This window comes from Microbacterium barkeri (assembly GCF_027921765.1).
GTDB lineage: Bacteria > Actinomycetota > Actinomycetes > Actinomycetales > Microbacteriaceae > Microbacterium > Microbacterium barkeri.
The window spans coordinates 89,655-114,566 of record NZ_BSEJ01000004.1; the positions used below are offsets into that span (position 1 = coordinate 89,655).

The 24,912-nt window shown below is 73.1% G+C and carries 20 protein-coding genes; 13 read left to right on the top strand and 7 right to left on the bottom strand.

Annotated elements, in window-relative coordinates:
* Positions 1-25 precede the first annotated feature (25 nt).
* On the top strand, positions 26-1,438 hold the full coding sequence (locus PKE79_RS05925) for a rhamnulokinase (protein WP_271172747.1): 1,413 nt from the start codon (positions 26-28) through the stop codon (positions 1,436-1,438).
* The gene (locus tag PKE79_RS05930) at positions 1,435-2,394 is read left to right on the top strand and encodes a serine hydrolase domain-containing protein (RefSeq protein WP_271172748.1); all 960 of its coding nucleotides are present in this window, start codon (positions 1,435-1,437) and stop codon (positions 2,392-2,394) included. Before PKE79_RS05925 ends, PKE79_RS05930 begins: the two co-directional genes overlap by 4 nt.
* Before the next feature lie 56 nt (positions 2,395-2,450).
* Here PKE79_RS05930 and PKE79_RS05935 read toward each other — a convergent pair whose 3' ends face one another.
* Positions 2,451-3,986: an HNH endonuclease signature motif containing protein gene (locus tag PKE79_RS05935; protein ID WP_271172749.1), complete on the bottom strand. Its 1,536-nt coding sequence runs from the start codon at positions 3,984-3,986 to the stop codon at positions 2,451-2,453.
* A gap of 243 nt (positions 3,987-4,229) precedes the next feature.
* A complete protein-coding gene (locus tag PKE79_RS05940) occupies positions 4,230-5,144 on the bottom strand; it encodes a pseudouridine synthase (protein ID WP_271172750.1) in 915 nt (304 codons plus the stop codon).
* A 69-nt stretch (positions 5,145-5,213) separates the two neighbouring features.
* Between PKE79_RS05940 and PKE79_RS05945 the strand changes: the two genes are divergently transcribed.
* The 11 genes from PKE79_RS05945 (at position 5,214) to PKE79_RS05995 (ending at position 17,750) form a co-directional block, all read left to right on the top strand.
* Entirely contained in the window at positions 5,214-5,948 is a 735-nt protein-coding gene (locus PKE79_RS05945; RefSeq protein WP_271172751.1) for a FadR/GntR family transcriptional regulator, read from the top strand.
* Positions 5,917-7,185 (top strand): alpha-hydroxy acid oxidase, encoded by a 1,269-nt coding sequence (locus PKE79_RS05950; RefSeq protein ID WP_271172752.1) that lies wholly within the window; start codon positions 5,917-5,919, stop codon positions 7,183-7,185. Before PKE79_RS05945 ends, PKE79_RS05950 begins: the two co-directional genes overlap by 32 nt.
* Before the next feature lie 62 nt (positions 7,186-7,247).
* A complete protein-coding gene (locus PKE79_RS05955; RefSeq protein ID WP_271172753.1) occupies positions 7,248-8,189 on the top strand; it encodes a quinone oxidoreductase family protein in 942 nt (313 codons plus the stop codon).
* 79 nt (positions 8,190-8,268) lie between these two features.
* Complete coding sequence (locus PKE79_RS05960; protein WP_271172754.1) at positions 8,269-9,576, top strand: O-acetylhomoserine aminocarboxypropyltransferase/cysteine synthase family protein; 1,308 nt, start codon at positions 8,269-8,271, stop codon at positions 9,574-9,576.
* Between the two features lie 236 nt (positions 9,577-9,812).
* Positions 9,813-10,874, top strand: coding sequence for a M24 family metallopeptidase (locus tag PKE79_RS05965; protein ID WP_271172755.1), 1,062 nt, complete (start codon positions 9,813-9,815; stop codon positions 10,872-10,874).
* A gap of 105 nt (positions 10,875-10,979) precedes the next feature.
* The gene (locus PKE79_RS05970) at positions 10,980-11,972 is read left to right on the top strand and encodes a LacI family DNA-binding transcriptional regulator (protein ID WP_271172756.1); all 993 of its coding nucleotides are present in this window, start codon (positions 10,980-10,982) and stop codon (positions 11,970-11,972) included.
* 71 nt (positions 11,973-12,043) lie between these two features.
* Entirely contained in the window at positions 12,044-13,381 is a 1,338-nt protein-coding gene (locus PKE79_RS05975) for a Gfo/Idh/MocA family protein (RefSeq protein ID WP_271172757.1), read from the top strand.
* The gene (locus PKE79_RS05980) at positions 13,378-14,319 is read left to right on the top strand and encodes an NAD-dependent epimerase/dehydratase family protein (protein ID WP_271172758.1); all 942 of its coding nucleotides are present in this window, start codon (positions 13,378-13,380) and stop codon (positions 14,317-14,319) included. The genes PKE79_RS05975 and PKE79_RS05980 overlap by 4 nt, the downstream gene beginning before the upstream one ends.
* On the top strand, positions 14,312-15,223 hold the full coding sequence (locus PKE79_RS05985) for a 5-dehydro-4-deoxyglucarate dehydratase (protein WP_271172759.1): 912 nt from the start codon (positions 14,312-14,314) through the stop codon (positions 15,221-15,223). Before PKE79_RS05980 ends, PKE79_RS05985 begins: the two co-directional genes overlap by 8 nt.
* Entirely contained in the window at positions 15,220-16,308 is a 1,089-nt protein-coding gene (locus PKE79_RS05990) for a mandelate racemase/muconate lactonizing enzyme family protein (protein WP_271172760.1), read from the top strand. The genes PKE79_RS05985 and PKE79_RS05990 overlap by 4 nt, the downstream gene beginning before the upstream one ends.
* Positions 16,305-17,750 carry an aldehyde dehydrogenase (NADP(+)) gene (locus PKE79_RS05995; RefSeq protein ID WP_271172761.1) on the top strand — a complete coding sequence of 482 codons (1,446 nt, stop codon included), beginning with the start codon at positions 16,305-16,307 and terminating at the stop codon, positions 17,748-17,750. Before PKE79_RS05990 ends, PKE79_RS05995 begins: the two co-directional genes overlap by 4 nt.
* Positions 17,751-17,828: 78 nt before the next feature.
* Here the strand turns inward: PKE79_RS05995 and PKE79_RS06000 are convergent, their stop codons facing one another.
* From PKE79_RS06000 to PKE79_RS06020, 5 genes are all read right to left on the bottom strand, one after another.
* The gene (locus tag PKE79_RS06000) at positions 17,829-18,992 is read right to left on the bottom strand and encodes an ROK family transcriptional regulator (protein WP_271172762.1); all 1,164 of its coding nucleotides are present in this window, start codon (positions 18,990-18,992) and stop codon (positions 17,829-17,831) included.
* 160 nt (positions 18,993-19,152) lie between these two features.
* The gene (locus tag PKE79_RS06005; RefSeq protein ID WP_271172763.1) at positions 19,153-21,558 is read right to left on the bottom strand and encodes a beta-xylosidase/alpha-l-arabinosidase; all 2,406 of its coding nucleotides are present in this window, start codon (positions 21,556-21,558) and stop codon (positions 19,153-19,155) included.
* A gap of 26 nt (positions 21,559-21,584) precedes the next feature.
* Complete coding sequence (locus PKE79_RS06010; protein WP_374727737.1) at positions 21,585-22,478, bottom strand: carbohydrate ABC transporter permease; 894 nt, start codon at positions 22,476-22,478, stop codon at positions 21,585-21,587.
* Complete coding sequence (locus tag PKE79_RS06015; RefSeq protein WP_271172764.1) at positions 22,475-23,485, bottom strand: carbohydrate ABC transporter permease; 1,011 nt, start codon at positions 23,483-23,485, stop codon at positions 22,475-22,477. The genes PKE79_RS06010 and PKE79_RS06015 overlap by 4 nt, the downstream gene beginning before the upstream one ends.
* Before the next feature lie 8 nt (positions 23,486-23,493).
* Complete coding sequence (locus PKE79_RS06020) at positions 23,494-24,771, bottom strand: ABC transporter substrate-binding protein (protein WP_271172765.1); 1,278 nt, start codon at positions 24,769-24,771, stop codon at positions 23,494-23,496.
* Positions 24,772-24,912: the final 141 nt, after the last annotated feature.

Sequence of the window (24,912 nt, forward strand, 5' to 3'; positions counted from 1 at the left end):
CCTTCCCCTGAGGAGCGTCCCGCCCATGACCGTCACCGTCGCCGCCGTCGACCTCGGAGCCACGAGCGGCCGGGTCATGCTCGGCCACGTCGGCCCCGACGAGCTGCGCCTGGAAGCCGTCGCGCGCTTCCCCAACACCCCGGTCGAGACAATCGACGGGCTGCACTGGAACATCCTCGAGCTCTACCGCTCGATCGTCGAGGGCCTCCGCGCCGCCGCGCAGACCGGCGACGTCGCCGCCATCGGGATCGACTCGTGGGCCGTGGACTACGCTCTCCTCCGCGGCGGCCGCATGCTCGGCACGCCCTATCACTATCGCGATGCCCGCACCGCCGCCGGCGTCGACGCCGTCCACGCGGTCGCTCCGTTCGAGGAGCTGTACGGCGAGAACGGTCTGCAGTTCCTCGCGTTCAACACGCTCTACCAGCTCGCCGCCGACCGCATCGCCGGCACGCTCGACCTCGCCGACGAGGCCCTGCTCATCCCCGACCTCATCGCCTACTGGCTGACCGGCGAGAAGGTCGCCGAGAGCACGAACGCGTCGACCACGGGACTCCTGCGCGTGGGCGGCGGAGACTGGAACCGCCCCCTCGCCGAGAGCCTCGGCATCCCCTCGCGCCTCCTGCCGCCCCTCGTGCAGCCCGGCCACCGCATCGGCACGCTGCGCGACGCCGTGCGCACGGCCACGGGGCTCGACGCGCCCGTCATCGCGGTCGGCTCGCACGACACGGCGTCGGCCGTCGCGGCGATCCCGATGACCGACCCCGATGCGGCGTACATCAGCTGCGGCACGTGGGGCCTCGTCGGCGTCGAGCTCGACGCGCCTGTCCTCACCGAGGCGAGCCGCGCCGCGAACTTCACGAACGAGGGCGGCGTCGACGGCCGCGTGCGCTTCCTGCACAACGTCATGGGCCTGTGGCTCCTCTCGGAGTCGGTGCGCACGTGGGAGCGCGAGTCGGGCGAGACCATCGACCTGCCCGCCCTGCTCGCCGAGGCCGCGGCCGTCGAGACGCCGCAGCCCGTCTTCGATGCGAACGACCCCGTCTTCACGGCGCCGGGCGGGATGCCCGACCGGATCGCGAGCTGGCTGTCCGAACGCGGGCTCGCCGTGCCGCAGTCCCGTGCCGCGTTCGCGCGCTGCATCGTCGAGAGCCTCGCGTCGGCGTTCGCGGACGCCGTCCACGCCGCCGCCGAGCTCTCCGGCAAGCGCGTGAACGCCATCCACCTCGTGGGCGGCGGCTCGCTCAACGAGCTCCTCTGCCAGCTCACTGCCGATCGCGCCGGTCTCCCCGTGCTCGCCGGGCCCGTCGAGGCGACCGCCCTCGGCAACGTGCTCGTCCAGGCCCGCGCGCTCGGCGAGCTCTCCGGCTCCCTCGAGGATCTGCGCGAGCTCGTGGCGCGCACGACCGCGCCGCGACGCTTCGCGCCCCGCGCATGACCGACTGGGGCGCGGCGTTCGACTGGGCGCGCCGCCACGTCGACGCGGGCCGCATCCCGACCGCGGTCCTCGGCATCGCGACGGCCGACGGCGTCGTCGCGCTCGATGCCTTCGGCGCGACGGATGGCCGCACCGCGCGGATCGACGATCCGTACCGCCTGTTCTCGATCACGAAGGTGCTCACGGGGCTCGCCGCCGCGCGCGCGATCGAGCGCGGCCTGCTCACGTCGCAGACCCCGCTCGCCGACGCCGTGCCCGAGGCAGCCGCCGCCCGCGACGACGTCGTGCGCCTCGAGCACCTCATGGCGCACACCTCGGGGCTCATCGAGCCGGCGCTCGACCCGGTCGAGGGGCTCGCCGCGGCGCTGCGCCGCCCTGGCCGCGACTTCGCCGTCGGCACCGCATCGCGCTACTCGTCGATCGCGTTCCAGGGCGCGGCCGAGCTCATCCGCCACGCGACAGGACGGTCGTGGGAGGACGAGGTGCGCGCCTTCGCACCCGGACTCGTCCTGGACGAGGACGCGGACCCGCACCGCATCCCCGACATCGAGGCGAGTCTCGACCTCGACCGCTTCGCCGCCTCGCGGCACCCGGGCGCGGGCGCCATCGGCACGGCGGGAGCGCTCCTGGCGCTCGGCTCGGCCCTGCTCCGCGGCGGCGCGGACATCGTGCGCCCCGGAACCCTCGAGATGATGCTCCGCCCCCTCACGACCGGCGTGCCTCGCCTCGAGCCGTACCCCGCGGAGCGCGGACAGGACTGGGGCTTCTCGTGGAACCTCCGCACGCGCGCGCCCGCCCTCATCGACCGCGACGTCTACGGGCACGCGGGATGGCCGGGCACCGAGTTCTGGATCCATCCGACCGCGGGCATCGCGTGGACGCTGCTGACGAACCGCGCGAACGGCCACGGCCTCGACGCCGATCAGCTCGACAACGCGATCGTCTCGGGGGTCTGAGCGCTCAGAGCGCGCATGACCGAGGGCAGAGTTCTCCCCTGAGACGCGGTGTCGTGTCAGAAGGGGGGTGGTTCGTCGTCGTCGGGGGTGAAGCGGGCGACCGGTGGCGGGGTGTCGGTATAGACGCGTCCGTTCGGGGACGTCCATTCGAGAACACCCCCGGGCCCCTGGGTGACGGTCCATTCGGTCATCTGCTCGAGCATGTGATGTGTCTCACAGAGGTACTCGAGGTTCGCCACGTTCGTGGGCCCGCCGCGGGAGTGGGGGTGGGTGTGGTCGATGTCGACGTAGTGCTTGCGGATGGCCTGCCGGCACCCGGGGAACCGGCACCGCTCATCCCGCGCCTTCAGGAACCGCCGCTGTGCGGTGGTGGGGAACCTCTGATCCACGGTGAGGAGGACCCCGGTGTGCGCGTCGGTGAAGGCGCGGTTCCAGATCGTCGCGTCCGCGGCGATCTGCTTGGCGTCGATGATCGGGATCGGGCCTGCCCCGGCGAGGGTGGCGCCTTCGGTGCGGTGGGTGGGGTCGGCGAGCGCCGTGGCGGGGATCGTGATGTGCACGCTCCCGCGAATCGCGCCGAGCCCGACGGCCGGAGATTTCCGGGAACGGAACGCCGCACCCGATCCCGTGGCCGAGGTAGCGTCCGAACCGGATCCGGCGGCCGCGCCGGGCGACGGGCGCGCGTCCGCGCGAGCGCCCGCGTCAACGCTTGCGCCCGCGTCGCCGTCGACGCCCATGACGCCCAGGCCCACATCACCCGCCTTCACGTCCGCATCCGCGCCGCTTGTGCCTGTGGCGCCGAGTCCGACATCGCCGGCTTTCGCATCCGCACAGTTGAAGGTGGCGCCGTAGAGGTGGTCGTGGCCGGTGGGGGTGCCGGTGAGGGTGAGGTCGGTGAAGATGTCCGCCCGGATCTCATCCAAGGTGCGGTCATCCGCGAGCGCTATGGGGTCGCCGGCGCGGCGGGCGGCGGCGCGGGCGGCGAGGACGGTCTTCGCCATCTGGTCGATGCGGTCCATCATCCCCACCCCGAGCACGTTGGGCAGTTCCCCGTTGAGGGCGCCCATCGCGTCCTCCCCGGGCCGGAACCCCACCCGCCGGCGCCTGCGGGCGGCCTTGTGGCGGTCGCTGATCGAGACCGGGTCCAGTTCCTGCGCGATCTTCCGCGCCACCTCCGCCAGAGCCGCCGCGGTCATCGGCACCCGGTCCAGCCGCGCCAGCACCCGCACCTCGAACACGCTGCGGGTCTCGTCGTCGTCGATGCGGTCCCCGCACAGCACGATCGTGCGCGCGTGCGGGAGCGACACCGTCCCTTCCGCGAGCCGGTCCCGCACGACCGGGAACCGGGAGACGAGGTTCGTCGCGTCGTTCATCTGCCGCTCCACCGACCGGCCCGGGGTGTGCGTGGCCGCGGCGATCTCCTCCGCGATCGCCCGATGCGCCCACGCCCGCGACGAGCCCCCGGCCGCGACCTGCCGCTCATGCTGCGCCCACGCCACCTGCGACGCCGACGCCAACGCCATCTGACGCGCCGCCTGGGCATGCGCGATCACCCTGTCCGCCGCCCGGATCGCCTCGATCGCCGACTCCACCGCCGCACGCTCCGAAGCCGTCGGGCACGGACCATCCCCTTCACCCCACACAGCCCCATCGCTCATGACACCAGTGTCCCGCCCACCACGGACATTCGAAGACCCCTACGAGCCAGAACGAAGCACAAAAGGTCACAGAACGATAACGAAGCAGGCGTGGGATCGTCGCTCGCGATCCCGGCGTCAGGTCTCGGACACCGCACCCGCGGAGCACGGACGTGCGTCGCCCAACGCACCGCGCCGTCACATCTGGGCCGGGAACGCCTCCAGCGCCCGCCGACTCTCGAACTCCCGCTCCGTGCCGTCGACGGGGTCGACGAACCGCAGCGTGCGCGCGAGCAGCTGCAGAGGGGATGAGAAGTCGTCGATGTCGACCTCCTGCACGCGCGGGTAGATGGGGTCGCCGACGATCGGCCGCCCGATCCGGTTCATGTGCAGGCGGATCTGGTGGGTCTTCCCCGTGAAGGGCGTCGCGCGATAGCGCGCGAGGCCGCCGCGCTCCTCGATGAGCTCGATGAGCGTGTGCGCGTTCGGCGGGCGGTCGTCGTGCTCGAACGCCTGCATGACGCCGTGCTCCTTGGTGATGCAGCTGCGCACGTGCGCGGGCAGCTCGAGGTCGCCGGGCGCCGCGGCCACCGCCTCGTACTCCTTCTGCGGCACGCGCTCCTCGAACATCGACTGGTAGGCGCGCCGCCACCGCCGCTCGGTCGTGAGGAGGAGGACCCCCGCGGTCACGCGGTCGAGACGGTGCGCCGGCGAGAGCTCGGGGAGGCCGAGCATGCGGCGAGCGCGCACGACGACGCTCTGCTGGACGTGCCGGCCGCGCGGGATTGTCGCGAGGAAGTGCGGTTTGTCGACCACGACGATCCGCTCGTCCTGGTGCAGCACCTCGAGCGGGAACGGCACCTCCGCCTCCTCGCGCAGATCGCGATGGAACCAGACGAACATATGGGGCCGGAACGGCGCGTCCGGGGCGAACGGGCGGCCCTCGTCGTCGACGAAGGCGCCCTCGTCGAGCATCTCGTCGAGACGCTCGGGCCGCAGGCGCGGCATGTGCGCGGCGAGGTGGTCGCGCAGCGACGCGTGCGGGCTCGTGCGCGGCGTCCGCACCCACGCCGCATCGAGGCCGTGACGCTGCGGAAGCGGGGAGCGGGGCATCCCTCGACGGTACCCCGCAGACGTGATAACGTGTGGTCTGACCACAGTGGTCAGACCACAGGAGACGTCATGGCAGACGATCAGCGCGCCTGGGAGAGCGTCCTCTCCCACCTCGAGCGCGCCCTGCTCGACGGATCGCTCGCCCCCGGCGACCGCCTCCCCGGCGAGCGGGCGCTCGCGGCCGAGCTCGGCGTCGGGCGCTCGAGCGTGCGCGAGGCCATCCGCGTGCTCGAGGTGCTCGGCCTCGTCCGCACGGCGACCGGCTCGGGACCCTCGTCGGGCGCGATCATCGTCGCGGTCCCCGGCGGCGGGATGTCGGCCCTCATGCGGCTGCAGCTCGCGGCCACCGGGTTCCCCGTGTCCGACATCGTCGACACGCGCCTCGTGCTGGAGACGCACGTCGCGCGCCACCTCGCGCGCATCTCCCCCGACCTCTCGGCCGCGACGTCGCTCCTCGACGCGATGGACGAGCCCTCGCTCTCGGAGGCCGAGTTCCTCGCGCTCGATCAGCAGTTCCACCTCTCGCTCGCCGAGGCCTCGGGCAACCAGGTCATCACGGCGACGATGGCGGGCCTCCGATCGGCGATCGAGTCCTATGTGACCGCGGGAGCGCACGCGGTCGGCGACTGGACCGCGACCTGCGGGCGGCTTCGCGATGAGCATCGCGGCATCCTCGCGGCGATCGCCGACTCCGACGAGGACGCCGCCGCCACGGCCATCCGCGACCACATCACGACCTACTACGACCAGATCACCATGGAGAGGGAGCAGAATGCTCAAGCGCCAGCTGCCCAACCCCGCTGAGCTCCTCGAGCTCATGCAGTTCAAGAAGCCCGACCTCAACGGCAAGCGACGCCGTCTCGAGGCGGCGCTCACGACGTACGACCTGCGCGCGATCGCCAAGCGCCGCACACCGGCGGCCGCGTTCGACTACACCGACGGCGCCGCCGAGGGAGAGCTCTCGATCGCGCGCGCCCGACAGGCCTTCGAGGACATCGAGTTCCACCCCGACATCCTCCGGCCGGCCGAGCACGTCGACACGTCGACGACGATCCTCGGCGGGCCGAGCGCGCTCCCGTTCGGCATCGCGCCCACCGGGTTCACGCGCCTCATGCAGACCGAGGGCGAGTACGCGGGCGCGGGCGCCGCCGCCGCCGCGGGCATCCCGTTCACGCTGTCGACGCTCGGCACGACCTCGATCGAGGACGTCAAGGCGACGAACCCGAATGGCCGCAACTGGTTCCAGCTCTACGTCATGCGCCAGCGCGAGATCTCGTACGGCCTCGTCGAGCGCGCCGCCAAGGCCGGGTTCGACACCCTCATGTTCACGGTCGACACCCCGGTCGCGGGCGCCCGCCTGCGCGACAAGCGCAACGGCTTCTCGATCCCCCCGCAGCTCTCCCTCGGCACGATCGTGAACGCCATCCCGCGCCCGTGGTGGTGGTTCGACTTCCTCACGATGCCCAAGCTCGAGTTCGCGTCGCTCTCGTCGACGGGCGGCACGGTCGGCGACCTGCTCAACGCCGCGATGGACCCGACCATCTCGTACGACGACCTCGACATCATCCGCTCGATGTGGCCCGGCAAGCTCGTCGTGAAGGGCGTGCAGAACGTGCCGGACGCCAAGCGCCTCGTCGACCTCGGCGTCGACGGCATCGTGCTGTCCAACCACGGCGGCCGTCAGCTCGACCGCGCCCCCGTGCCGTTCCACCTGCTGCCGAACGTCGTGCGCGAGGTCGGCTCCGACGCGACCGTGATGATCGACACGGGCATCATGAACGGCGCCGACATCGTCGCCTCGGTCGCGCTCGGGGCGAAGTTCACGCTCGTCGGCCGCGCGTACCTCTACGGGCTCATGGCGGGCGGCCGTGCGGGCGTCGACCGCATGATCGCGATCCTGCGGACCGAGATCGAGCGCACGATGGCGCTCCTCGGCGTCTCCACCCTCGAGGAGCTCGAGCCGCGCCACGTGACGCAGCTCAGCCGCCTCGTGCCGGTCGCCCCCGCGCACGTCGCGGCAGCCGAGGCCGCGCGCGCCTGACCTCGAGCGGAAGGGGCGTCGGGATCGGTCCCGGCGCCCCTTCCGCGCGCTACCGTGAAGGCATGGCGAAGGCGATCCAGCACACCGAGCTCGGCGGCCCCGAGGTCCTGACGCTCGCAGACGTCCCCGATCCCGTCCCCGGACCCGGCGAGGTCGCCATCCGGGTCGAGGCGGCCGGCGTGAACCCCGTCGAGTGGAAGCTCAGGACGGGGCTGCGTCCCACTCCGCCGATCACCGAGCCCCGCCGCGTCGGCAGCGACGGCGCCGGCCACATCACCGCGGTCGGCGCGGACGTCGACGGCTTCCGCGTCGGCGACCCGGTCGCGTTCACGGGCGCGCAGGGCGCCTACGCGACGGATGTCGTCGCACCGGCCGATCACGTGTTCGCGCGCCCCGCGGGCGTCACGGCCGCACAGGGCGCAGCGCTCGGCATCCCGATCGGGACGGCGTACCAGGCCCTGCGCTCGCTCGGCGTGCGCGCCGACGACACGCTCCTCGTGCACGGCGGCTCCGGCGCCGTCGGACAGGCGGTCATCCAGTTCGCCGTGCTCGCCGGCGCACGCGTCATCGCCACGACGAGCGACGCGCGGGCCGACCGCGTGCGCGGGCTCGGCGCCAAGCCGGTCGCGTACGGGCCGGGCCTCGTCGACCGTGTGCGCGCGCTCGCCCCGCACGGTCCGACCGTAATCCTCGACGCCGTCGGCACCGACGAGGCGCTGCACGCGTCGCTCGAGCTCCTCGACGACCGCACGCGGATCGCCACGCTCGTGCAGGGCGCGAAGGCCGACGCGCTCGGCATCCGCGCCTTCAGCGGAGGCTCGCCTCGGCCGCTCACGCCGCAGCAGGAGGCCTGGCGTCTGGAAGCGGTGCCCGTCGCGCTCGCGCTCCTGGCCGCCGGGCGGTTCAGCGTCGAGATCGGCGAAGCGCTCCCGCTCGCCGAGGCGCCGCAGGCGCATCGGCTCGTCGAGGAGGGCGCGAACGGCAAGGTGCTGCTCATCCCCTGACCCGGCGCGGCATTCCCGCGCCGAAACACGGCGTCATACGGATTCCGGGCGACCCCCTGCGGGTCGACAGAATGGCCGCATGACACAGGCCGAGCCGACGGCGGGATTCGCCACGACCCAGCTCCACGCGGGCTACGTGCCGGGCACGCCCGAGTTCACGGTGCTCCCTCCCGTGTACCAGTCCTCGGCCTACGCCTTCTCGTCGCTCACCGAGGCGCGCGAGAAGTTCGCGCTACGCGAGAAGGGCTACATCTACAGCCGCAACAACAACCCGACGCAGGCCGTGCTCGAGCAGCGCCTCGCGCGTCTCGAGGGCGGCGTGGCCGCCGCGGCCGTCGCCTCGGGCCAGGCCGCGGTCGCGCTCGCGACGCTCGCCCTGCTGGGGCGCGGCGGCCACATCGTCGCGGCGAGTCAGCTGTACGGGGGCACGGTCGACCTCTTCGACGACACCTTCCGCGACTTCGGCCTCGACGTCACGTTCGTCGACCAGGACGACCTCGACGGATGGCGCCGCGCGGTCCGTCCGAGCACGCGCGCGTTCTTCGCCGAGTCGGTCGCGAACCCGATCGCGCAGGTGCTCGACATCTCGGCGGTCGCCCACATCGCCCACGAGGCTGGCGTGCCCCTCGTGATCGACAACACGGTCGCGACGCCGTTCCTCCTCCGCCCCCGCGACTTCGGCGCCGACATCGTCGTGCACTCCGCGACGAAGTTCATCGGCGGACACGGCTCGTCGCTCGGCGGCGTCGTGGTCGACCTCGGCACGTTCGACTTCTCCGCCGAGCCCGAGAAGTGGCCCGGCCTCTTCGTGCCGCACTGGCGCTACGGCGACGTCTCGCTCTGGGAGGCCTTCGGGCGCGAGCGCGCCTTCACGACCCTCGTGAAGTCGAAGTTCGTCGGCGATCTGGGCCCCGCGCTCTCCCCCTTCAACGCGTTCCAGCTCATCCAGGGGCTCGAGACCCTCGACCTGCGCGTGAGCCGCCACGTCGAGAACGCGAAGGCCGTCGCAGCCTTCCTCGACGCCCATCCGTCGGTCGGCGTCGTCTTCCACCCGTCGATCGAGACGAACCCGTGGCGGGCGCGCGCTGAGACGTACCTCCCGAAGGGCTCGCCGAGCGTGTTCGCGTTCGAGCTCGCGCCGAGCGACGAGGACACGTTCGACCGCGTGGAGCGGGTGATCGACGCCCTGCGGACCATCCGCCTCGTGGCGAACATCGGCGACGCGCGCACGATCGTCGCGCACCCCGCCTCGATGACGCACAACCACATGACGCCCGATCAGCTCGCGGCCGCCGGCATCTCGCAGGGCACCATCCGCATCTCGGTCGGCCTCGAGGAGGCCGCCGACATCATCGCCGACCTCGACCAGGCTCTCGCCCGCGCCTAGCGCCCTCGTCCGCACAGCCGGTCGCAGCCCGGTCGAGCGCAGCCGTTCGCAGCCCGCCGCGCGCAGCCCGTCGCGCAGCCCGGTCGAGCGCAGGACTTTCCGCCCGGAGCAGGACCATCCGCGCGTTCGCGTCCTGCAGCCGCGCGATTCTCCTGCCGTGGCGATGGCACCGGCCGTGCCATCGCACCGAGAAACCGGTTCCTCGCGTAGAGTGTGTGCCGAGCAAGGGAGCACCCATGACCACGCTGACCGGCAGGGCCGCCGTCTCGACCGACCGTCCGCACAAGCTCGCGCGCATCGCGGACCTCCTCGACCGGCGCGGCGCGACCGCCGTGCAGCTCACATCCGGCGCGAGCCTGTCCTGGCTGCTCGACGGGGCGCGCACCTCGGTTCCGCTCGGCGGTCCGCCCGTCTTCTCGGCGGTGGTCCGCGTCGACGGCGAGATCGTCGTGACCGCCCCGCGCAACGAGGCCGAGCGTCTCGCGGAGGAGGAGATCGGCGGCGCCGAGATCCACCCCGTCGACTGGTTCGCGCCCCTCGCGCCGCCCGTCGAGGGCGTCGTCGACGAGGCCGAGCTCGAGGCCGAGCTGCGCGCGGCACGCGCGAGCCTTCTCCCGGTCGAGCACGAGCGCTACCGGCGTCTCGGCGCCGACGCCGCGCGCGCGATGACCGAGGTGCTCGCCGAGGCGACTCCCGAGATGTCGGAGTTCGAGCTCGCCGGGCGACTCGCGCACGCCATCCTCGCCCGCGGCGCTGAGCCGGCGGTCGTGCTCGCCGCGGGAGCCGCCCGGGGCGGGCTGCAGCACCCGCTGCCGACGGCGGCCCCGCTCGGCGACCGCGCGATGGCGGTCGCGACCGCGAAGCGCGACGGCCTCCACGTGAGCCTCACGCGCTGGGTGCGCTTCCGCGGGTCCGAGCCGGATGGCGCGCCGCGGGTCCTCGAGGTCGAGGCTGACGCCTGGGCGGCGACGCGCGCGGGCCGCGCGCTCGGCGACGTGCTCGACGACATCGCCGCGAGCTACCGGCGCCATGGCTTCGGCGAGGACGGCTGGCTGCGCCACCACCAGGGCGGGCCGACGGGATACGCGGGACGCGACCCCAAGGCCGTGCCCGCGCTCCGCGACCGCGTGGCGGAGAACCAGGCCTTCGCCTGGAACCCCTGGGCCCCCGGGGTGAAGGTCGAGGACACCGTCGTGCTCGATGGCGCGGGCGGCGTCGAGGTCCTGAGCGCCGACCCGGCCTGGCCCCGCATCGACGTGCGCGGCGTCGCGCGTCCCGCGACACTCGAGGTCGGATGACCGGCTGGACGACGGCAGCCGCGCACGGCTTCGCACGTCTACCGCCTGCCGACCCCGGACGACCGCTGACGGGACGATCGCCCGACGGCCGATACGCTCGAATCCATGACGGCCAAGCTGCGCATCTCGGATGTCGCGAAGCACGCGGGGGTGTCGCCGGCCACCGTGTCGCGGGTCATGAACGGCAACCCGAAGGTCGACCCGGCCCTCGTCCAGCGCGTGCAGGACGCGGCGGCCGAGCTCGGGTACACCGCGAGCCCCCTCGCGCGAAGCCTCGCCCTCGGGAAGACTCAGACGGTCGCGGTGCTCGTGCCCGACCTCGGGAACCCGACCTTCCAGGCCATCCTGCGCACGCTGAGCCGCGCCGCGGCGGGCGACGGCTACCACGTGCTCGTCGCCGACTCCGCCGAGGTCGCGGCCGATGAGGCGGCGCTCGCTCTGCAGGCCCGCCGTCGCACCGACGGCGTCGTGCTCGTCGCGCCGCGCATGCCCGACGACGAGCTCGCCGCGGCGCTGCCGCGTCTCGCTCCCGCCGTGCTCGTGAACCGTGGAGGGGACGGCGCCCCCGTCGTCGCGGCCGACTACGGCCGCGGCCTCCGCGAGCTCATCGAGCACCTCCGGATGCTCGGCCACCGTCGGCTGCTCTACCTCGCGGGCGTCCCGGGCAGCGCGTCGAACGCGCGGCGCGTCGCGGCGATCGCCGAGGCGAGGGCCGCCCATCCGGATCTCGACATCGCCGAGGCGCCCTGCGGGACGGGCTTCGCCGACGGCTCCGCGGCGGTCGCGACCGTGCGCGCCCACGAGGCCACGGCGGTTCTCGCCTACAACGACCTCGTCGCGATGGGCCTCCTCAGCGCACTCCACGAAGAGGGCGTTGCGGTCCCGCACGAGGTGTCCGTGACGGGCTTCGACGACATCCCGTTCGCGCGCTACACGACACCGCCTCTCACGACCGCGAGCGTTCCGACCGATCGGATGGGCGAGCTCGCGTGGAGCGCGATGCGGGCGCTTCTCGAGGACGACGCGGCCGCGCCGCCCGTCGTGCTCGCGCCGACGCTCGCCGTGCGCGGCAGCACCGCCCCTCCGCCCGCTTCCTGAGCCGCACGCTGGCCTCCGCAGGCGACCTCGTGGTATCGTGAGAAACCGCTTTCTCAGGAAGGGACTCACCGATGAGCCAACTCCGGTACGCCGTCGTCGGAACCGGCCACCGCGCCCAGATGTACGTCGACGCGATCACCGACACCTACGCCGACCGGGCGGCGCTCGTCGCGCTGTGCGAGCCCAACCCGGTCCGCGCCGACGTGTACGCGCAGCGGGTCGCAGGCAAGGGACTGCCGACGCCGAGCGTCTGGACGCCCGACCGCCTCGAGGACATGATCCGCGCCGAGCGCATCGAGCGGGTCGTCATCTGCTCTCGCGACGACACGCACGCCGAGATGATCGTGCGCTCGCTCGAGGCGGGCGTCGACGTCGTCGTGGAGAAGCCGCTCACGATCGACGCCCCGAGCGCTGCGCGCATCGAGGAGGCGGTCGCGCGCACAGGCCGTCAGGTCGTCATCACCTTCAACTACCGCTACTCCCCGCGCAACAGCGCGCTGCGCGAGGTCGTGCGGTCGGGTCGGATCGGGCGGGTCACGTCGATCGACTTCTCCTGGATGCTCGACACGAAGCACGGCGCAGACTACTTCCGCCGCTGGCACCGCGAGAAGGCGCATTCGGGCGGGCTCCTCGTGCACAAGTCGAGCCACCACTTCGATCTCGTCAACTGGTGGATCGCGAGCGAGCCGCGGCGCGTGTTCGCCTCGGGCGGTCTGCGCTTCTACGGTGCGGAGAACGCGGCCGCGCGCGGGCTCGGCGAGCGACCCGAGCGCGGCACGCACGAGGGCGCGCACGATCCGTTCGAGCTCGACCTGCGCGAGGACCCGCGTCTGAAGACCCTGTACCTCGAGGCCGAGCAGCACGACGGCTACGTGCGCGACCGCGACGTCTTCAGCGACGGCATCACCATCGAGGACAACCTCGCTCTCATCGTGGACTACGCGTCGGGAGCCACGCTCGGCTACTCCCTCAACGCCCATGCGCCGTGGGAGGGCTACCGCGTCGCGATCAACGGCACCGAGGGCCGCGCCGAGCTCGAGGTCGTCGAGCGCGGATCCCTCGTGCCCGACGAGGGGCTCCATCCCGTGCTCGACCCGAGCGCGGTCGACGCGGAGACGTCGGTCCTGCGCCCGAGCGGCGAGCGCCTCATCGTGCAGCGGCACTGGGAGGAGCCCGTCGAGATCGAGATCCGCCGGTCGGGCGAGGGGGGCCACGGGGGCGGCGACGCGCTGCTCCTCTCCGACGTCTTCGTCGGCCCCGGCGACGACCCGCTCGGGCGCCCTGCCGACTGGAGCGACGGCATCCGCTCGATCGCCGTCGGGATCGCGGGGAACCGCTCGCTCGAGACGGGACTCCCCGTGCGCGTGTCCGACCTGGGCATCGCGCTGCTCGCCGAGGACCAGCCGTGAGCCGCATCCTCGTGACGGGCGGCGCGGGGCGCCTCGGCCGCACGCTCGTCGCGGGCCTCGCTGCCGCGGGCCACGACCTCGTGTCGGTCGACCGGCAGGTCTCCGACGCCCCCGAGCTCGCGGGCGTCGAGCAGGTCGCCGCCGACCTCGGCGCCCCCGGCGCGGCGGCCGACGCGATCGCGCAGGCGCGCCCCGACGCCCTCATCCACCTCGCGGCGATCGCCGTCCCGTTCAGCGCCCCCGAGGACGTCATCATGCGCGCGAACGCGGGCCTCGCGGTGTCCGTGATGGGAGCCGCGGCGGCGGCCGGCGTCGGGAGGATCGTCGCGGCGTCGAGCCCGACCGTGCTCGGCTACGGCGCTCCGACGGGCTGGACTCCCGAGCGGCTTCCGCTCGACGAGGACACGCCCCCGCTCCCCTGGAACGCGTACGCGCTGTCGAAGCTCATCATCGAGCAGTCCATCGGCATGCTGCGTCGTCAGACCGGCGACGCCGTCCGCTATGCGGCCTTCCGCCCCTGCTACGTCATCGCCCCCGAGGAGTGGGCGGGCGCGCCCACCCAGCAGGGCCACACCGTCCGCGAACGGCTCGACGACCCGGCCCTGTCGGCCCCCGCGCTCTTCAACTACGTCGACGCGCGCGATGTGTCCCGCTTCGCCGACACGCTGCTCGCGGCCATGGGCGACATCCCGAACGGCGAGGTGTTCTTCGTCGGCGCCGACGACGCCCTCGCGCGCGAGCCGCTGTGCGAGCTCCTCCCGCGCTTCCACCCGGGAACCGCCCGCGCGGCCGCCGAGCTCACGGGCACCGCTCCGGCGTTCTCGAACGCCAAGGCGCGGCGCCTGCTCGGGTGGAGCCCCCAGCACGCGTGGCGCGACGAGCTCGGCGAGCGCGTCGCGGTGTCCGCATCCCCTCGACAGGAGAACCGCCTTGACTGACCTCGCCATCCCCGACCGCGTCCTGTTCTTCCCGGTGACCGCCTTCGATGCGCACGACAGGGTCGACGCCGACCTCGTCGAGCAGCACGTCGCGGGCGCTCTCGCCCACGAGCCGGGCGCCGTGTTCGCCGCCTGCGGCACGGGCGAGTTCCACACCCTGTCGCTCGAGGACGTGCGCGCGGCCGTCGCGGCCGCCGTGCGCGCGACGGCAGGACGCGTGCCCGTCATCGCGGGCGCCGGCGGCCCGCTCGGCCACGCGGTCGCCTGCGCGCGCATCGCGGCGGAGGCCGGCGCCGACGGCCTGCTCGTCATGCCCCCGTACCTCGTGGGCGCACCGCAGGAGGGCCTCATCGCGTACGTCGAGCAGATCGCCGCGGCGAGCGACCTCCCCGTGATCGTCTACCACCGCGCGAACGCGCAGTTCTCCCCCGGGTCGGTCGCGCGCCTCCTGCAGAATCCGCGCGTCGTCGGCATCAAGGACGGCGCGGGCGACGTCGCGCTCGCGCAGCAGTTCGTGCTCGAGGCGGCCCGCGCCGAGCGCGACGTGCTCTTCTTCAACGGGCTGCTCACGGCCGAGCTGTCGCAGGCGGCGTACACCGCGATCGGCGTGCCGATGTACTCCTCCGCCGTCTTCGCGATGCTGCCGGAGGTGGCCGTCGCGTTCTTCTCCGCGCACCGCTCGGGCGACACCGCGCGACAGCGCGCGCTCCTCGAGGGCTTCTACGCGCCTCTCGTCGCGCTCCGAGACGAGACGCCCGGCTTCGCCGTCTCGCTCATCAAGGCCGGCGTGCGACTCTCCGGCCTCGACGTCGGCTCCGTGCGCGCGCCGCTCATCGACCCGAACCCGGACCAGCTCGCGCGCCTCGCGGCCCTCCTCGAACGCGGGCGGGAGCTCGCCGCGTGACGACCATCCGCTCGCTCACGGCGCGCCTCGAGCGCGTGCCGCTCGTGCGCCCGTGGGCGGCCGACGTCACGAGCGTCGGCGTCATCGCCACGACCGTCGTCCGCTCGGACGGCGCCCGCGGATGGGGCTTCTCCTGGACGCCGCAGATCGGCGCCGAGGCGGTGCTCGCGATGCTCGAGCACGACATCGCTCCGGCCGCGATCGGCCGCCCCGCAGACCCGACGCGGACGTGGGATGAGCTGTGGCGGCACCTGCACGAGGCCGGAGGCGGCGGCATCACGACGATCGCGCTCGCAGGGCTCGACCTCGCCCTGTGGGACGCCGAGGGCCGCGCTCACGGTGCCTCGCTCTCGACGCTCATCGGCCGCCGTCGCGACAGCGTGACCGCGTACGGCAGCGGTGTGAACCTGCACTACACGCAGGACGACCTCGTCGCGCAGGTGCGCCGCTGGGTCGATGCCGGCTTCGACGCCGTGAAGATCAAGGTCGGCCGGCCCGACCCCGCCGAGGACGCCGACCGCGTCGCCGCCGTGCGCGAGGTGCTCGGACCCGGCCGCGGCCTCATGATCGACGCGAACCAGCGGTGGGACCTCGACCGCGCGACCGCCGCGATGGAGCTGCTCGCCCCGTTCGCGCCCGCGTGGATCGAGGAGCCGCTGCGCGCCGACGACCTCGCGGGTCATGTCGAGCTGTCGCGGCGCATCCCGACGCCGATCGCGGTGGGTGAGAACCTGCACACCGTGCATCGATTCGAGGAGTTCCTCGCGAGCGGGGCCATCCGCTTCGCGCAGCCGAACGTCGTGCGCGTGGGCGGCATCACGCCCTTCCTCCGGATCGTCGAGCGCGCGCACGCGCACGGCGTGCAGGTGCATCCGCACCTGCTGCCCGAGCTGTCGGGGCAGCTCGCGCTCACGCTCCCGGGCGACCCGCTCGCGGAGGACGTCGAGGATGCCGGCTTCGGCGATCTCGGGGCCCTCGCCGATCCCAGCCCGGTGCGCATCGCAGACGGGCGCCTCACGGAGGCGCCGCACCTCGGCCTCGGCCTGCGCTTCCGCTCCCATCCCGATCTGGAGGTCGCCTCATGACCACGACACCCGACCAGCTCGACGAGATCGTCGCCCGCGCGCGCACCGCGTTCCCCGCATGGCGGGACGCCGACGCGGCCACCCGCGCGCGCTGGCTGCGCGCACTCGCCGACGCGCTCGACGCGGCCGCCGACGAGCTCGTCGAGATCGCCGACCGCGAGACGCGGCTCGGCGGCACGCGCCTGCGCGGCGAGGTCGCCCGCACGACCGGGCAGCTGCGCCTCTTCGCGGGCGTCGTCGAGGAGGGCTCCTACCTCGAGCTCACCGTCGACGACGCCGACCCCTCGGCCACGCCGCCTCGGCCCGAGCTGCGCCGTCTGCTCGTGCCGCTCGGCGTGGTGGCGGTGTTCTCGGCGTCGAACTTCCCGTTCGCGTTCTCGGTCTGCGGCGGCGACACGGCATCGGCCCTGGCCGCCGGGAATCCCGTCGTCGTGAAGGCCCACTCCGGGCACCCCGAGCTCTCGCGGCGCACCGCGCAGATCGCCGCGGCCGCGCTCGAGGCCGCGGGGGCGCCGAGCGGCTCCCTCGCGCTCGTCGAGGGCCGCGCGGCGGGGAACGCGCTCGTGGTGCATCCGGCGGTGCGCGCCGCCGGCTTCACGGGCTCGGTCGCCGGAGGGCGCGCGCTGTTCGACCTCGCCTCCGGACGACCCGACCCGATCCCCTTCTACGGAGAGCTCGGCAGCCTCAATCCCGTCGTCGTCACGCGAGGCGCGGCAGCCGCCCGCCGCGAGGAGCTCGCCGCCGGGCTCGTCGGCTCGTTCACGCTGGGCTCCGGTCAGTTCTGCACCAAGCCCGGCGTCGTGTTCGTGCCGCGCGGAGCGGGCTTCGAGGACGCCGTCGCGGCGCAGGTCGCCGACGCGCACGGCGGGCCTCTCCTCACCGACCGCATCACCGAGGCCTTCCCCGAGGGCGTCGACCGGCTCGCCGCCGACCCGTCCGCGACCGTGATCGCGCACGGCGCCGCATCGGATGGCGCGCGCCCGGTCGTCATCGCGACGGACGCCGCCGCGATCGCCGAGCGCCCCGACGTGCTCCTCGAGGAGGTCTTCGGCCCCGCGACCCTCCTCGTCGCGTACGACGACGAGGAGCAGCTGCTCCGGGCGATCGCGGCCGTCCCCGGCAGCCTCACGGCGACCCTGCATGCGGAGGAGGACGAGGAGGTCGACGCGCTCGTCGACGCGCTCACGGCGGTCGCCGGGCGCGTGCTGTTCGCAGGCTGGCCGACGGGCGTCGCGGTCACGTGGTCGCAGCACCACGGCGGACCGTGGCCCGCGACGACCTCGCTGCACACCTCCGTCGGAGCCACGGCCATCCGGCGATTCCTGCGCCCCGTGGCGTACCAGGATGCGCCGCAGCGCCTTCTGCCCGCGCCCCTGCGCGACGAGGCGCTCGCGCGACTGCCGCATCGCCGCAACGGCGGGCTCGTCGTCCCGCGCGGCTGAGGGCCGCGGGGCCGGGGCGGCGCGGCTCGGGGGCGGGTTTCGGGGCCGGGCTCCGGGTCCCGCGGCGACCGTCGGCCCTCAGGCGAGCGGATCGGCGAGCAGTGGAGCGAACGCGGCCTCGGCGGCGCCGATGAGGAGACGGTCCTCGGCGAGCGCCGCAGGACGGATGTCGAGCGCCTCGGCAGGCGCCGCGAGAGCATGACGCCGGACGGCCTCGTCGAACCCCTCGGGGTCGGCGGCGACGATCATGCCGAGGAAGCCGCCGAGGACGATGGACGACGGGTTCAGCACGTTGACCGCATTCGCGAGCGCGGTCGCGAGGATCCGCCGCTGGCGGGAGACCTCGTCGACGACTCCGGGAGCGGACGACTCGGCGAGCGCGGCGGCGAGGGTCGGGTCGTCGGCCGAGGACAGGCCGAGGGCCGCGAGGAGCCGCGCCCTGCTCACCTCGTCCTCGAGCACGCCGCCGGGCGTCGCGCGATCGGCCCCGTCGAGGATGCCCGGCGTGTTCTGCCCCCACTCCCCCGCGTAGCCGCCTGCGCCGGCAATCACCCGCCCATCGAGGATGAGCCCGCCGCCGATGCCGCTCGCACCGCCGTTGAGGTAGACGACGTCGCGGTGCCCCTCTGCCGCCCCGAACAGGTGCTCGGCCCGCGCGCCGAGGGTCGCGTCGTTGCCGACGACGACCGGCAGCCCCACGCGGTCGGCGATGAGGGCCCCGACGGCCGCATCGCGCCAGCCGAGGTGCGGAGCGAGACGCACGACGCCGTCGTCCGCACGGACGAGACCCGGCACGGCCACCCCGACCCCGACCATCCGAACGTCGCGCAGGGTGCCCTCTCGCCATCCGCTCACGATCCGCGCGATGGCGTCGGCCGTCTCCTCAGGGGTGAGCAGGTGGTCGACCTCCTCGCGGGCGCGGGCGCGGACAGTGCCGTCGAGGGCGATCGCGCCGATCTCGAGCGCGTCCACCTCGGGGTTCGCGGCGATCGCGACGACATCGGCGCTGGGTGCGACGATCGGCGACGGACGGCCCACGCGCCGCGTGGGATCCGGCTCGCGTTCGACGACGAGGCCGGCGTCGACGAGCGCGCCCACGAGGTCGGCGACCGTCGAGCGGTTGAGGCCCGTCGCGGCCGTGATGCGGGCGCGCGACTGAGCGCCCTCCTCGTGCACGAGCCGCAGCACCTCGCCGAGGTTGCGGCGCCGCACGCCCTCGACGCTCATCGCCCGTTCCGCCATCGCGATCCCCTCGCTATTTGTCGTTCCGATCACGATATCCGGGTCCCGCGGCGTGCGCGGTGCGGCGTGCCGGGCGGCGCGCTCTGCCCTCGCGCGGATCGGCGGTGCCGGGCTGTGGCCATCCGCTCCGGATGGCCACAGCCCGGCACCGCGGGAGCGCTCAGCTGACGGGTGCCTCGGCCGGCTCGAGGGCGTCGACGCGCACCTCGACGAGCCGGGGGTCTGCGGCCGTCACCTCGTGCACGTCGCCCGTGAGCGCGACGGTCGCGCGCGCGGTCGCGTCGCCCGGGAGCGTCCGCTCGACCCGCGCCCGCGTGCTGCTGATCGAGCCGTCGCCGTCGGCGCGGACAGACGACGCCTCGACGTGAGCCGCGACCCACAGCTCGACGTCGCCGGGCTCGACGACGCGGACGAGACGGCGGTCGCTGAACGCGAAGCGCTGAGCGGGCACGTCGAACACGACGCGCGCGGACGCGCCGGGCTCGAGCGCGACGCGCGCGAAGCCGAGCAGCTGCGCCACGGGGCGCGCGATCGACCCGACCACGTCGCGCCCGTAGAGCTGGACGACGTCGACCCCTGCGCGCTCGCCCGTGTTCGTGACGGTCACCGCCGCGCGGATCAGGCCGTCGGTCGGCGCCGCGGCGTCGACCTCGAGGTCGGCGTACGCGAACGTGGTCCCGGTCAGGCCGAAGCCGAACGGACGCAGCGGCGTCGAGTCGGTCGACGTCACGTCGGACGGGCCGCCCAGACGCGGGTGCAGATAGCGGTACGGCTGCGCGCCGGTCGAGCGCGGAAGCGACACCGGCAGACGTCCCGACGGGGCTGACGCCCCCGTGAGGATGTCGGCGATCGCGAGCCCGCCGCCCTCTCCGGGGAAGAACGCCTGGAGGACAGCGGCGGGTGCGGTCTCCGCGTCGAGCGCCCACTCGATCGCATACGGACGGCCGGTGAGGAGCACGAGCACGACGGGCGTGCCGGTCGCGACCGCGGCCTCGACGAGCGCGCGCTGGGGGCCCGGCAGGTCGAGCGACTCGACGTCGTTGCCCTCGCCGACCGTGCCGCGCCCGAACAGTCCGGCCTGATCGCCCGCGACGACGACCGCGACATCGGCCGAGCGCACGAGCTCGACGGCCTCCGCGAAGCCCGAGCGGTCATCGCCCTCGACCTCGCAGCCGCGCGCGTGCACGATCTCCGCCTGCGGGAGCGCCGCGGCGAGAGCCTCGCGCACCGTGGGGATCTCGAATCCGAGCGGATGGTCGGGGTGATGCGCGAGGACGTGGTTCGCGAACGAGTAGCAGCCCTGCAGCGCTTCGGCGCGGTCGGCGTTGGGGCCGATCACGGCGACGCGGCGCGCGGCGGCGGGAAGCGGCACCGCTCCCTCGTCGCGGAGGAGGATGAGCGACTCCGCGGCGAGTCGCCGGGCGATCGCGCGGTGTCGCGGCGAGTCCACGTCGATCTCGACGGGCGGCTCGTCAGAGAAGGCGTCCTCGTCAAGGAGGCCCAGCTCCTCCTTCTGCGCGAGCACCCGCAGCACGGCGCGGTCGACGAAGCGGATGTCGATCCCGCCCGACCGCACCTGCTCGGCCAGCGGCGCGAGATAGGCGTCGCCCGCGGGCAGCTCGACGTCGATGCCGGCCCGGAGCGCCTGGACGGCGGCTTCGCCGCGGTCGGCCGCGACGCCGTGCATGACCTCGAGGAACGCGACCGAGAAGTAGTCCGAGACGACGACGCCGTCGAAGCCGAGCTCGTCCCGCAGGACGGTCGTGAGCAGTCCGGGATGCGCGGCGACGGGCTCGCCGTCGATGTCGGTGTAGCTGTTCATCACCGATCGGGCGCCGCCGTCGCGGAGCGCCATCTCGAACGGGGGCAGGTAGACGTCGGCGAGCTCTCGCGGCCCCGCCGAGACGGGGGCGTGATTGCGCCCCGCCTTCGACGCCGAGTAGCCGAGGAAGTGCTTGAGCGTCGCATGCACGCCCGCGCTCTGCAGGCCGCGCACGTAGGCGGTGCCGACCGTGCCGACGAGGTACGGATCCTCGGCGATGCACTCGTCGACGCGCCCCCAGCGCGGGTCGGCGATGACGTCGAGCACGGGCGCGAGCCCCTGGTGGATCCCGAGCTCGCGCATCGTGTCGCCGATCGCGGCGCCCATCTCGGCGACGAGGTCGGGATCGAACGACGCGCCCCACGCGAGCGGCGTCGGGAAGGTCGCGGCCTTCCACGCGGCGAGCCCGGTGAGGCACTCCTCGTGGACGATCGCGGGGATCCCGAGGCGGGTCTCGGCCTTCAGCCGCCGCTGCTCCGCCCACAGCCACGCGGCGCGCTGGGCCGGGTCGACGGGCCGCGTGCCGTACACGCGCGTGTAGTGGCCGATGCCGTCGCGCGTGATCTCGGCGAGAGTCGCTCCCGCATCGTCGCCGGCCATCTCGCCCTGCATCGGCGCCACGACCTCGCCTCCGCGGTCGAGCCAGTAGCCGACGAGCTGGGCGAGCTTCTCCTCGAGCGTCATGCGCTCGAGGAGAGCGCTCACGCGCTCGGACACGACGGGCAGAGGGGGCAGTTCGGTCATGGCGTTCCCTGCGGATCCGGGGGCGGTCATCCCTTGACCGCCCCGCTGAGGCCGCCGACGATGCGGCGTTCGAAGAGGCTGAAGAAGATGAGCGCGGGCAGCATCGACAGCGACGTGAACGCGAGCACGCGCGCCGTGTCGACGGAGTACTGCGACGCGAAGTTCTGCACGCCGAGGGGCAGCGTGAAGAGGTTCGGGTCGCTCAGGATGAACAGCGGCAGCATGTACCCGTTCCACGACCCGATGAAGGCGAGGATGCCCGTCGTGATGACGCCGGGGAGGCTCAGCGGCAGCACCATCCGGAAGAAGAAGCCGAGTCGGCTCGCCCCGTCGATGGAGGCCGCCTCCTCGATCTCCGCGGGGATGGCCCGCAGGAACGGCACGAGGATGATGATCGTCGTCGGGAGGGCGAAGGCGATCTGCGGCAGGATGACGCCGAGCAGGCTGTTCGTCAGGCCCAGGCTGCGCACGAGCAGGTAGAGCGGCGTGATCGCGACCGTGACGGGGAACATGAGTCCCGCGGCGAAGAGGGCGTACAGCGCGCCCTTCCCCATGAAGTCGTAGCGCGCGATGACGTAGCTCGCCATGAGCCCGAGGGCGACCACACCCGCGGTCGTGGCGAGGGCCGTGATCGTCGAGCTCGCCATGGCCTGCCAGAAGGTGCCGCTCGCGAGCACCTCGGTGTAGTTCGTCACGACCCACGGGGCGGGGAAGCCCGATGGGTCGGCGGTGATCTGCGAGTTCGTGCGGAAGCCGCCGAGCACGATGTAGAGGACCGGCCCCATGCAGATGGCGATGAGGACGACCGCGCAGAGGTAGGTGATCGCGCGGCTGCCGTCGCCGGGGCGGCGTGCGATGCCGCTGTCGACGCGGCGCCGCCGGCGTGCCGACGGCACGACGAGGAGGGTGGTCGAGCTCACTTCCTCCGCTCCTTCCCGCCCGTGAGGGCGCCTTCCGTGTCGCGTCGCAGCACGAAGCGCTGGTAGACGAGCGCGACCACGAGCGAGATGACGAACAGCACGACGGCGACCGCGTTGCCGAAGCCGTAGTTGCCCGCCATGTGGCCGTTGAGGTACATGTACGTCGCCATGGTCGAGGTGCCGGCCGTCGCGGAGACGTACTGGCCCCAGATGATGTTGACGAGGTCGAACAGCTGCAGCGATCCGATGATCGACAGGAACGCCCAGATGCGGATGGTCGGCCCGAGCAGCGGCAGGGTGATCCGCAGCTGGATCTGCCAGAACGACGCGCCGTCGATCGCGGCGGCCTCGTACAGCTCCTCGGGGATGCCCTGCAGGCCGGCGAGCATGAGGATGACCGCGAAGCCGATGTACTTCCACGTGATGATGAGGATGAGCGTCCACATCGCGAGCGCCGGATCGGCGATCCACGACGCACCCTCGATGCCGAGCTTCCCGAGCAGGCTGTTGACCGCGCCCGCGTCCTGGAGCATGAGGCTCCATCCGGTTCCGACCACCACCTCGGCGATGACGTACGGGACGAAGATGAGGACGCGGATGATCGACCGCCCGCGGATCCGCTGGTTGAGCAGGAGGGCGAACAGGATGGCCAGGGGCCCCTGCAGCACGAGCGATGCGACCACGATGACGCCGTTGTGGATCACGGCGTCGCGGAACGTCGGGTCCTGCAGGATCGTGATGTAGTTCTGCAGCCCGATGAAGTTCGTGGGCGGGCCGAACCCCTTCCAGCTGAAGAAGCCGTAGTAGGCCGCCATCAGCACGGGGAAGATGACGAACGCGAGGAAGACGACGACCGCCGGGCCGGCGAGGAGCGCGATCTCGCCGCGCTTGCGCCAGTCCGCGGCGCCGCGACGCGCTCGGGCGGGCCGCCCGGGGGGGGGGGCGGGGGGGGGGGCCGACGCGGGAGCGTCGGCCGCCGGGGGCACCTCGATGAGGGAGGAGCTCATGACGTTCCTCAGCCGCGCGCCGCCGCGCCCTCGACGGCCTCGACGATGCCCTCGGGCGAGCCGTTGCCGGAGAGCAGCTCGACGACCGCCGTGTTGAGCGCGTTGCCGACGCTCTGGCCGAGCAGCGTGTCGAGCCACACCGTGACGTACGCGGCCTCGTTGTAGGCCTCCATGAGCGGCTGCAGGGCCGGGTCGGTGACCGCGCCCTGAGCGGCCTTCGAGGCGGGGATCGTCTGGTACGCCTCGGCGTACTTCTCCTGCCACTCCTGCGACGCGATGAAGTTGAGGAAGTCCTCGCAGGCCGACGGCGAGTCGACCGAGCACGAGTATCCGTCGACGCCGCCCATCATGGCCGTCGGGTCGCCGTCGCCGCCGTCGACCGCCGGGAACGGGAACCAGCTCAGGTCGGCGAGGGGCTTCTGGTCGGGGGTGAGCGAGGCGATGACGCCCACGTCCCAGCCGCCCATGAGCTCCATGGCCGCCTGGTGGTTGGCGAGCAGGCCCGCCGATGAGCCGGCGCCCTGCTGCGCCGAGGTCGTCAGGTAGCCCTCGTTGAACGGCTGGGTCTCGGCGAAGTCGGCGAGGTCCTCGCCCGCGGCGAGCCAGCAGTCGTCCGAGAAGTCGAGCGTCGTCGCGATCTCCGACATGACCTCCTGGCTGCACTCGCGCAGCGCGAAGAAGTAGTACCAGTGCGCGGCCGGCCAGGCGTCCATCGCGCCGAGCGCGATCGGGGCGACGCCCGTCTCCTTGAGCTTCTCGGTCGCGTCGACGAGCTCGTCCATCGTGCCGGCCGGCTCGACGCCCGCGTCGGCGAAGAGGTCCTGGCTGTAGAAGATGCCGCCGGGCAGCACGGCCGTGGGGACGCCGTAGGTCGCGCCGTCGATCGTGAAGGCATCGAACACGCCATCGCCGTAGTCGGCGCGGACCTCGTCCGAGATGAGGTCGGAGAGGTCCTTGACCGCTCCGGCCTCGACGACATCCGCGAGCTTGCCGCCGCCGCGCGCCATGAAGAGGTCGGGCATGTCGCCCGAGTTCACGGCAGTCTGCAGGCGGCCATCCATGTCCTCGTTCTGGATCGACTGGACGTCGATCGTGACCCCTTCGTTCTCGGCCTCGAACGCGGCGGCCGCGTCCTCCCAGTACTGCTTGCCGGGTCCGGTGGTCGAGTTGTGCCAGAGCGTCATCGTGACGTCCCCGTCGTCCCCGCCGCCGCTGCCGCCCGCGCAGCCCGTCAGGGCCACCGCGCCGGCGACGGCTGCGATCGTCAGGATCCTGTGTGCTCTCATCGCGTCTCTCCTCGTCCTCGAGTGGGAACATCCCGGGCATCCGTCGGACATCGACGGTCGCCCCGCGAAGACGAGAATGTCATCGCTCACGACAAATTGTCAATCGTTATCGACATCGTTTTCGATAACGATTGAAACACG

Coding starts and splice junctions, on each gene's coding strand:
- PKE79_RS05925 (WP_271172747.1), top strand. CDS start 26: ATGACCGTCACCGTCGCCGCCGTCGACCTCGGAGCCACGAGCGGCCGG.
- PKE79_RS05930 (WP_271172748.1), top strand. CDS start 1,435: ATGACCGACTGGGGCGCGGCGTTCGACTGGGCGCGCCGCCACGTCGAC.
- PKE79_RS05940 (WP_271172750.1), bottom strand. CDS start 5,144: ATGCCCCGCTCCCCGCTTCCGCAGCGTCACGGCCTCGATGCGGCGTGG.
- PKE79_RS05945 (WP_271172751.1), top strand. CDS start 5,214: ATGGCAGACGATCAGCGCGCCTGGGAGAGCGTCCTCTCCCACCTCGAG.
- PKE79_RS05950 (WP_271172752.1), top strand. CDS start 5,917: ATGCTCAAGCGCCAGCTGCCCAACCCCGCTGAGCTCCTCGAGCTCATG.
- PKE79_RS05955 (WP_271172753.1), top strand. CDS start 7,248: ATGGCGAAGGCGATCCAGCACACCGAGCTCGGCGGCCCCGAGGTCCTG.
- PKE79_RS05960 (WP_271172754.1), top strand. CDS start 8,269: ATGACACAGGCCGAGCCGACGGCGGGATTCGCCACGACCCAGCTCCAC.
- PKE79_RS05965 (WP_271172755.1), top strand. CDS start 9,813: ATGACCACGCTGACCGGCAGGGCCGCCGTCTCGACCGACCGTCCGCAC.
- PKE79_RS05970 (WP_271172756.1), top strand. CDS start 10,980: ATGACGGCCAAGCTGCGCATCTCGGATGTCGCGAAGCACGCGGGGGTG.
- PKE79_RS05975 (WP_271172757.1), top strand. CDS start 12,044: ATGAGCCAACTCCGGTACGCCGTCGTCGGAACCGGCCACCGCGCCCAG.
- PKE79_RS05995 (WP_271172761.1), top strand. CDS start 16,305: ATGACCACGACACCCGACCAGCTCGACGAGATCGTCGCCCGCGCGCGC.
- PKE79_RS06000 (WP_271172762.1), bottom strand. CDS start 18,992: ATGGCGGAACGGGCGATGAGCGTCGAGGGCGTGCGGCGCCGCAACCTC.
- PKE79_RS06005 (WP_271172763.1), bottom strand. CDS start 21,558: ATGACCGAACTGCCCCCTCTGCCCGTCGTGTCCGAGCGCGTGAGCGCT.
- PKE79_RS06015 (WP_271172764.1), bottom strand. CDS start 23,485: ATGAGCTCCTCCCTCATCGAGGTGCCCCCGGCGGCCGACGCTCCCGCG.
- PKE79_RS06020 (WP_271172765.1), bottom strand. CDS start 24,771: ATGAGAGCACACAGGATCCTGACGATCGCAGCCGTCGCCGGCGCGGTG.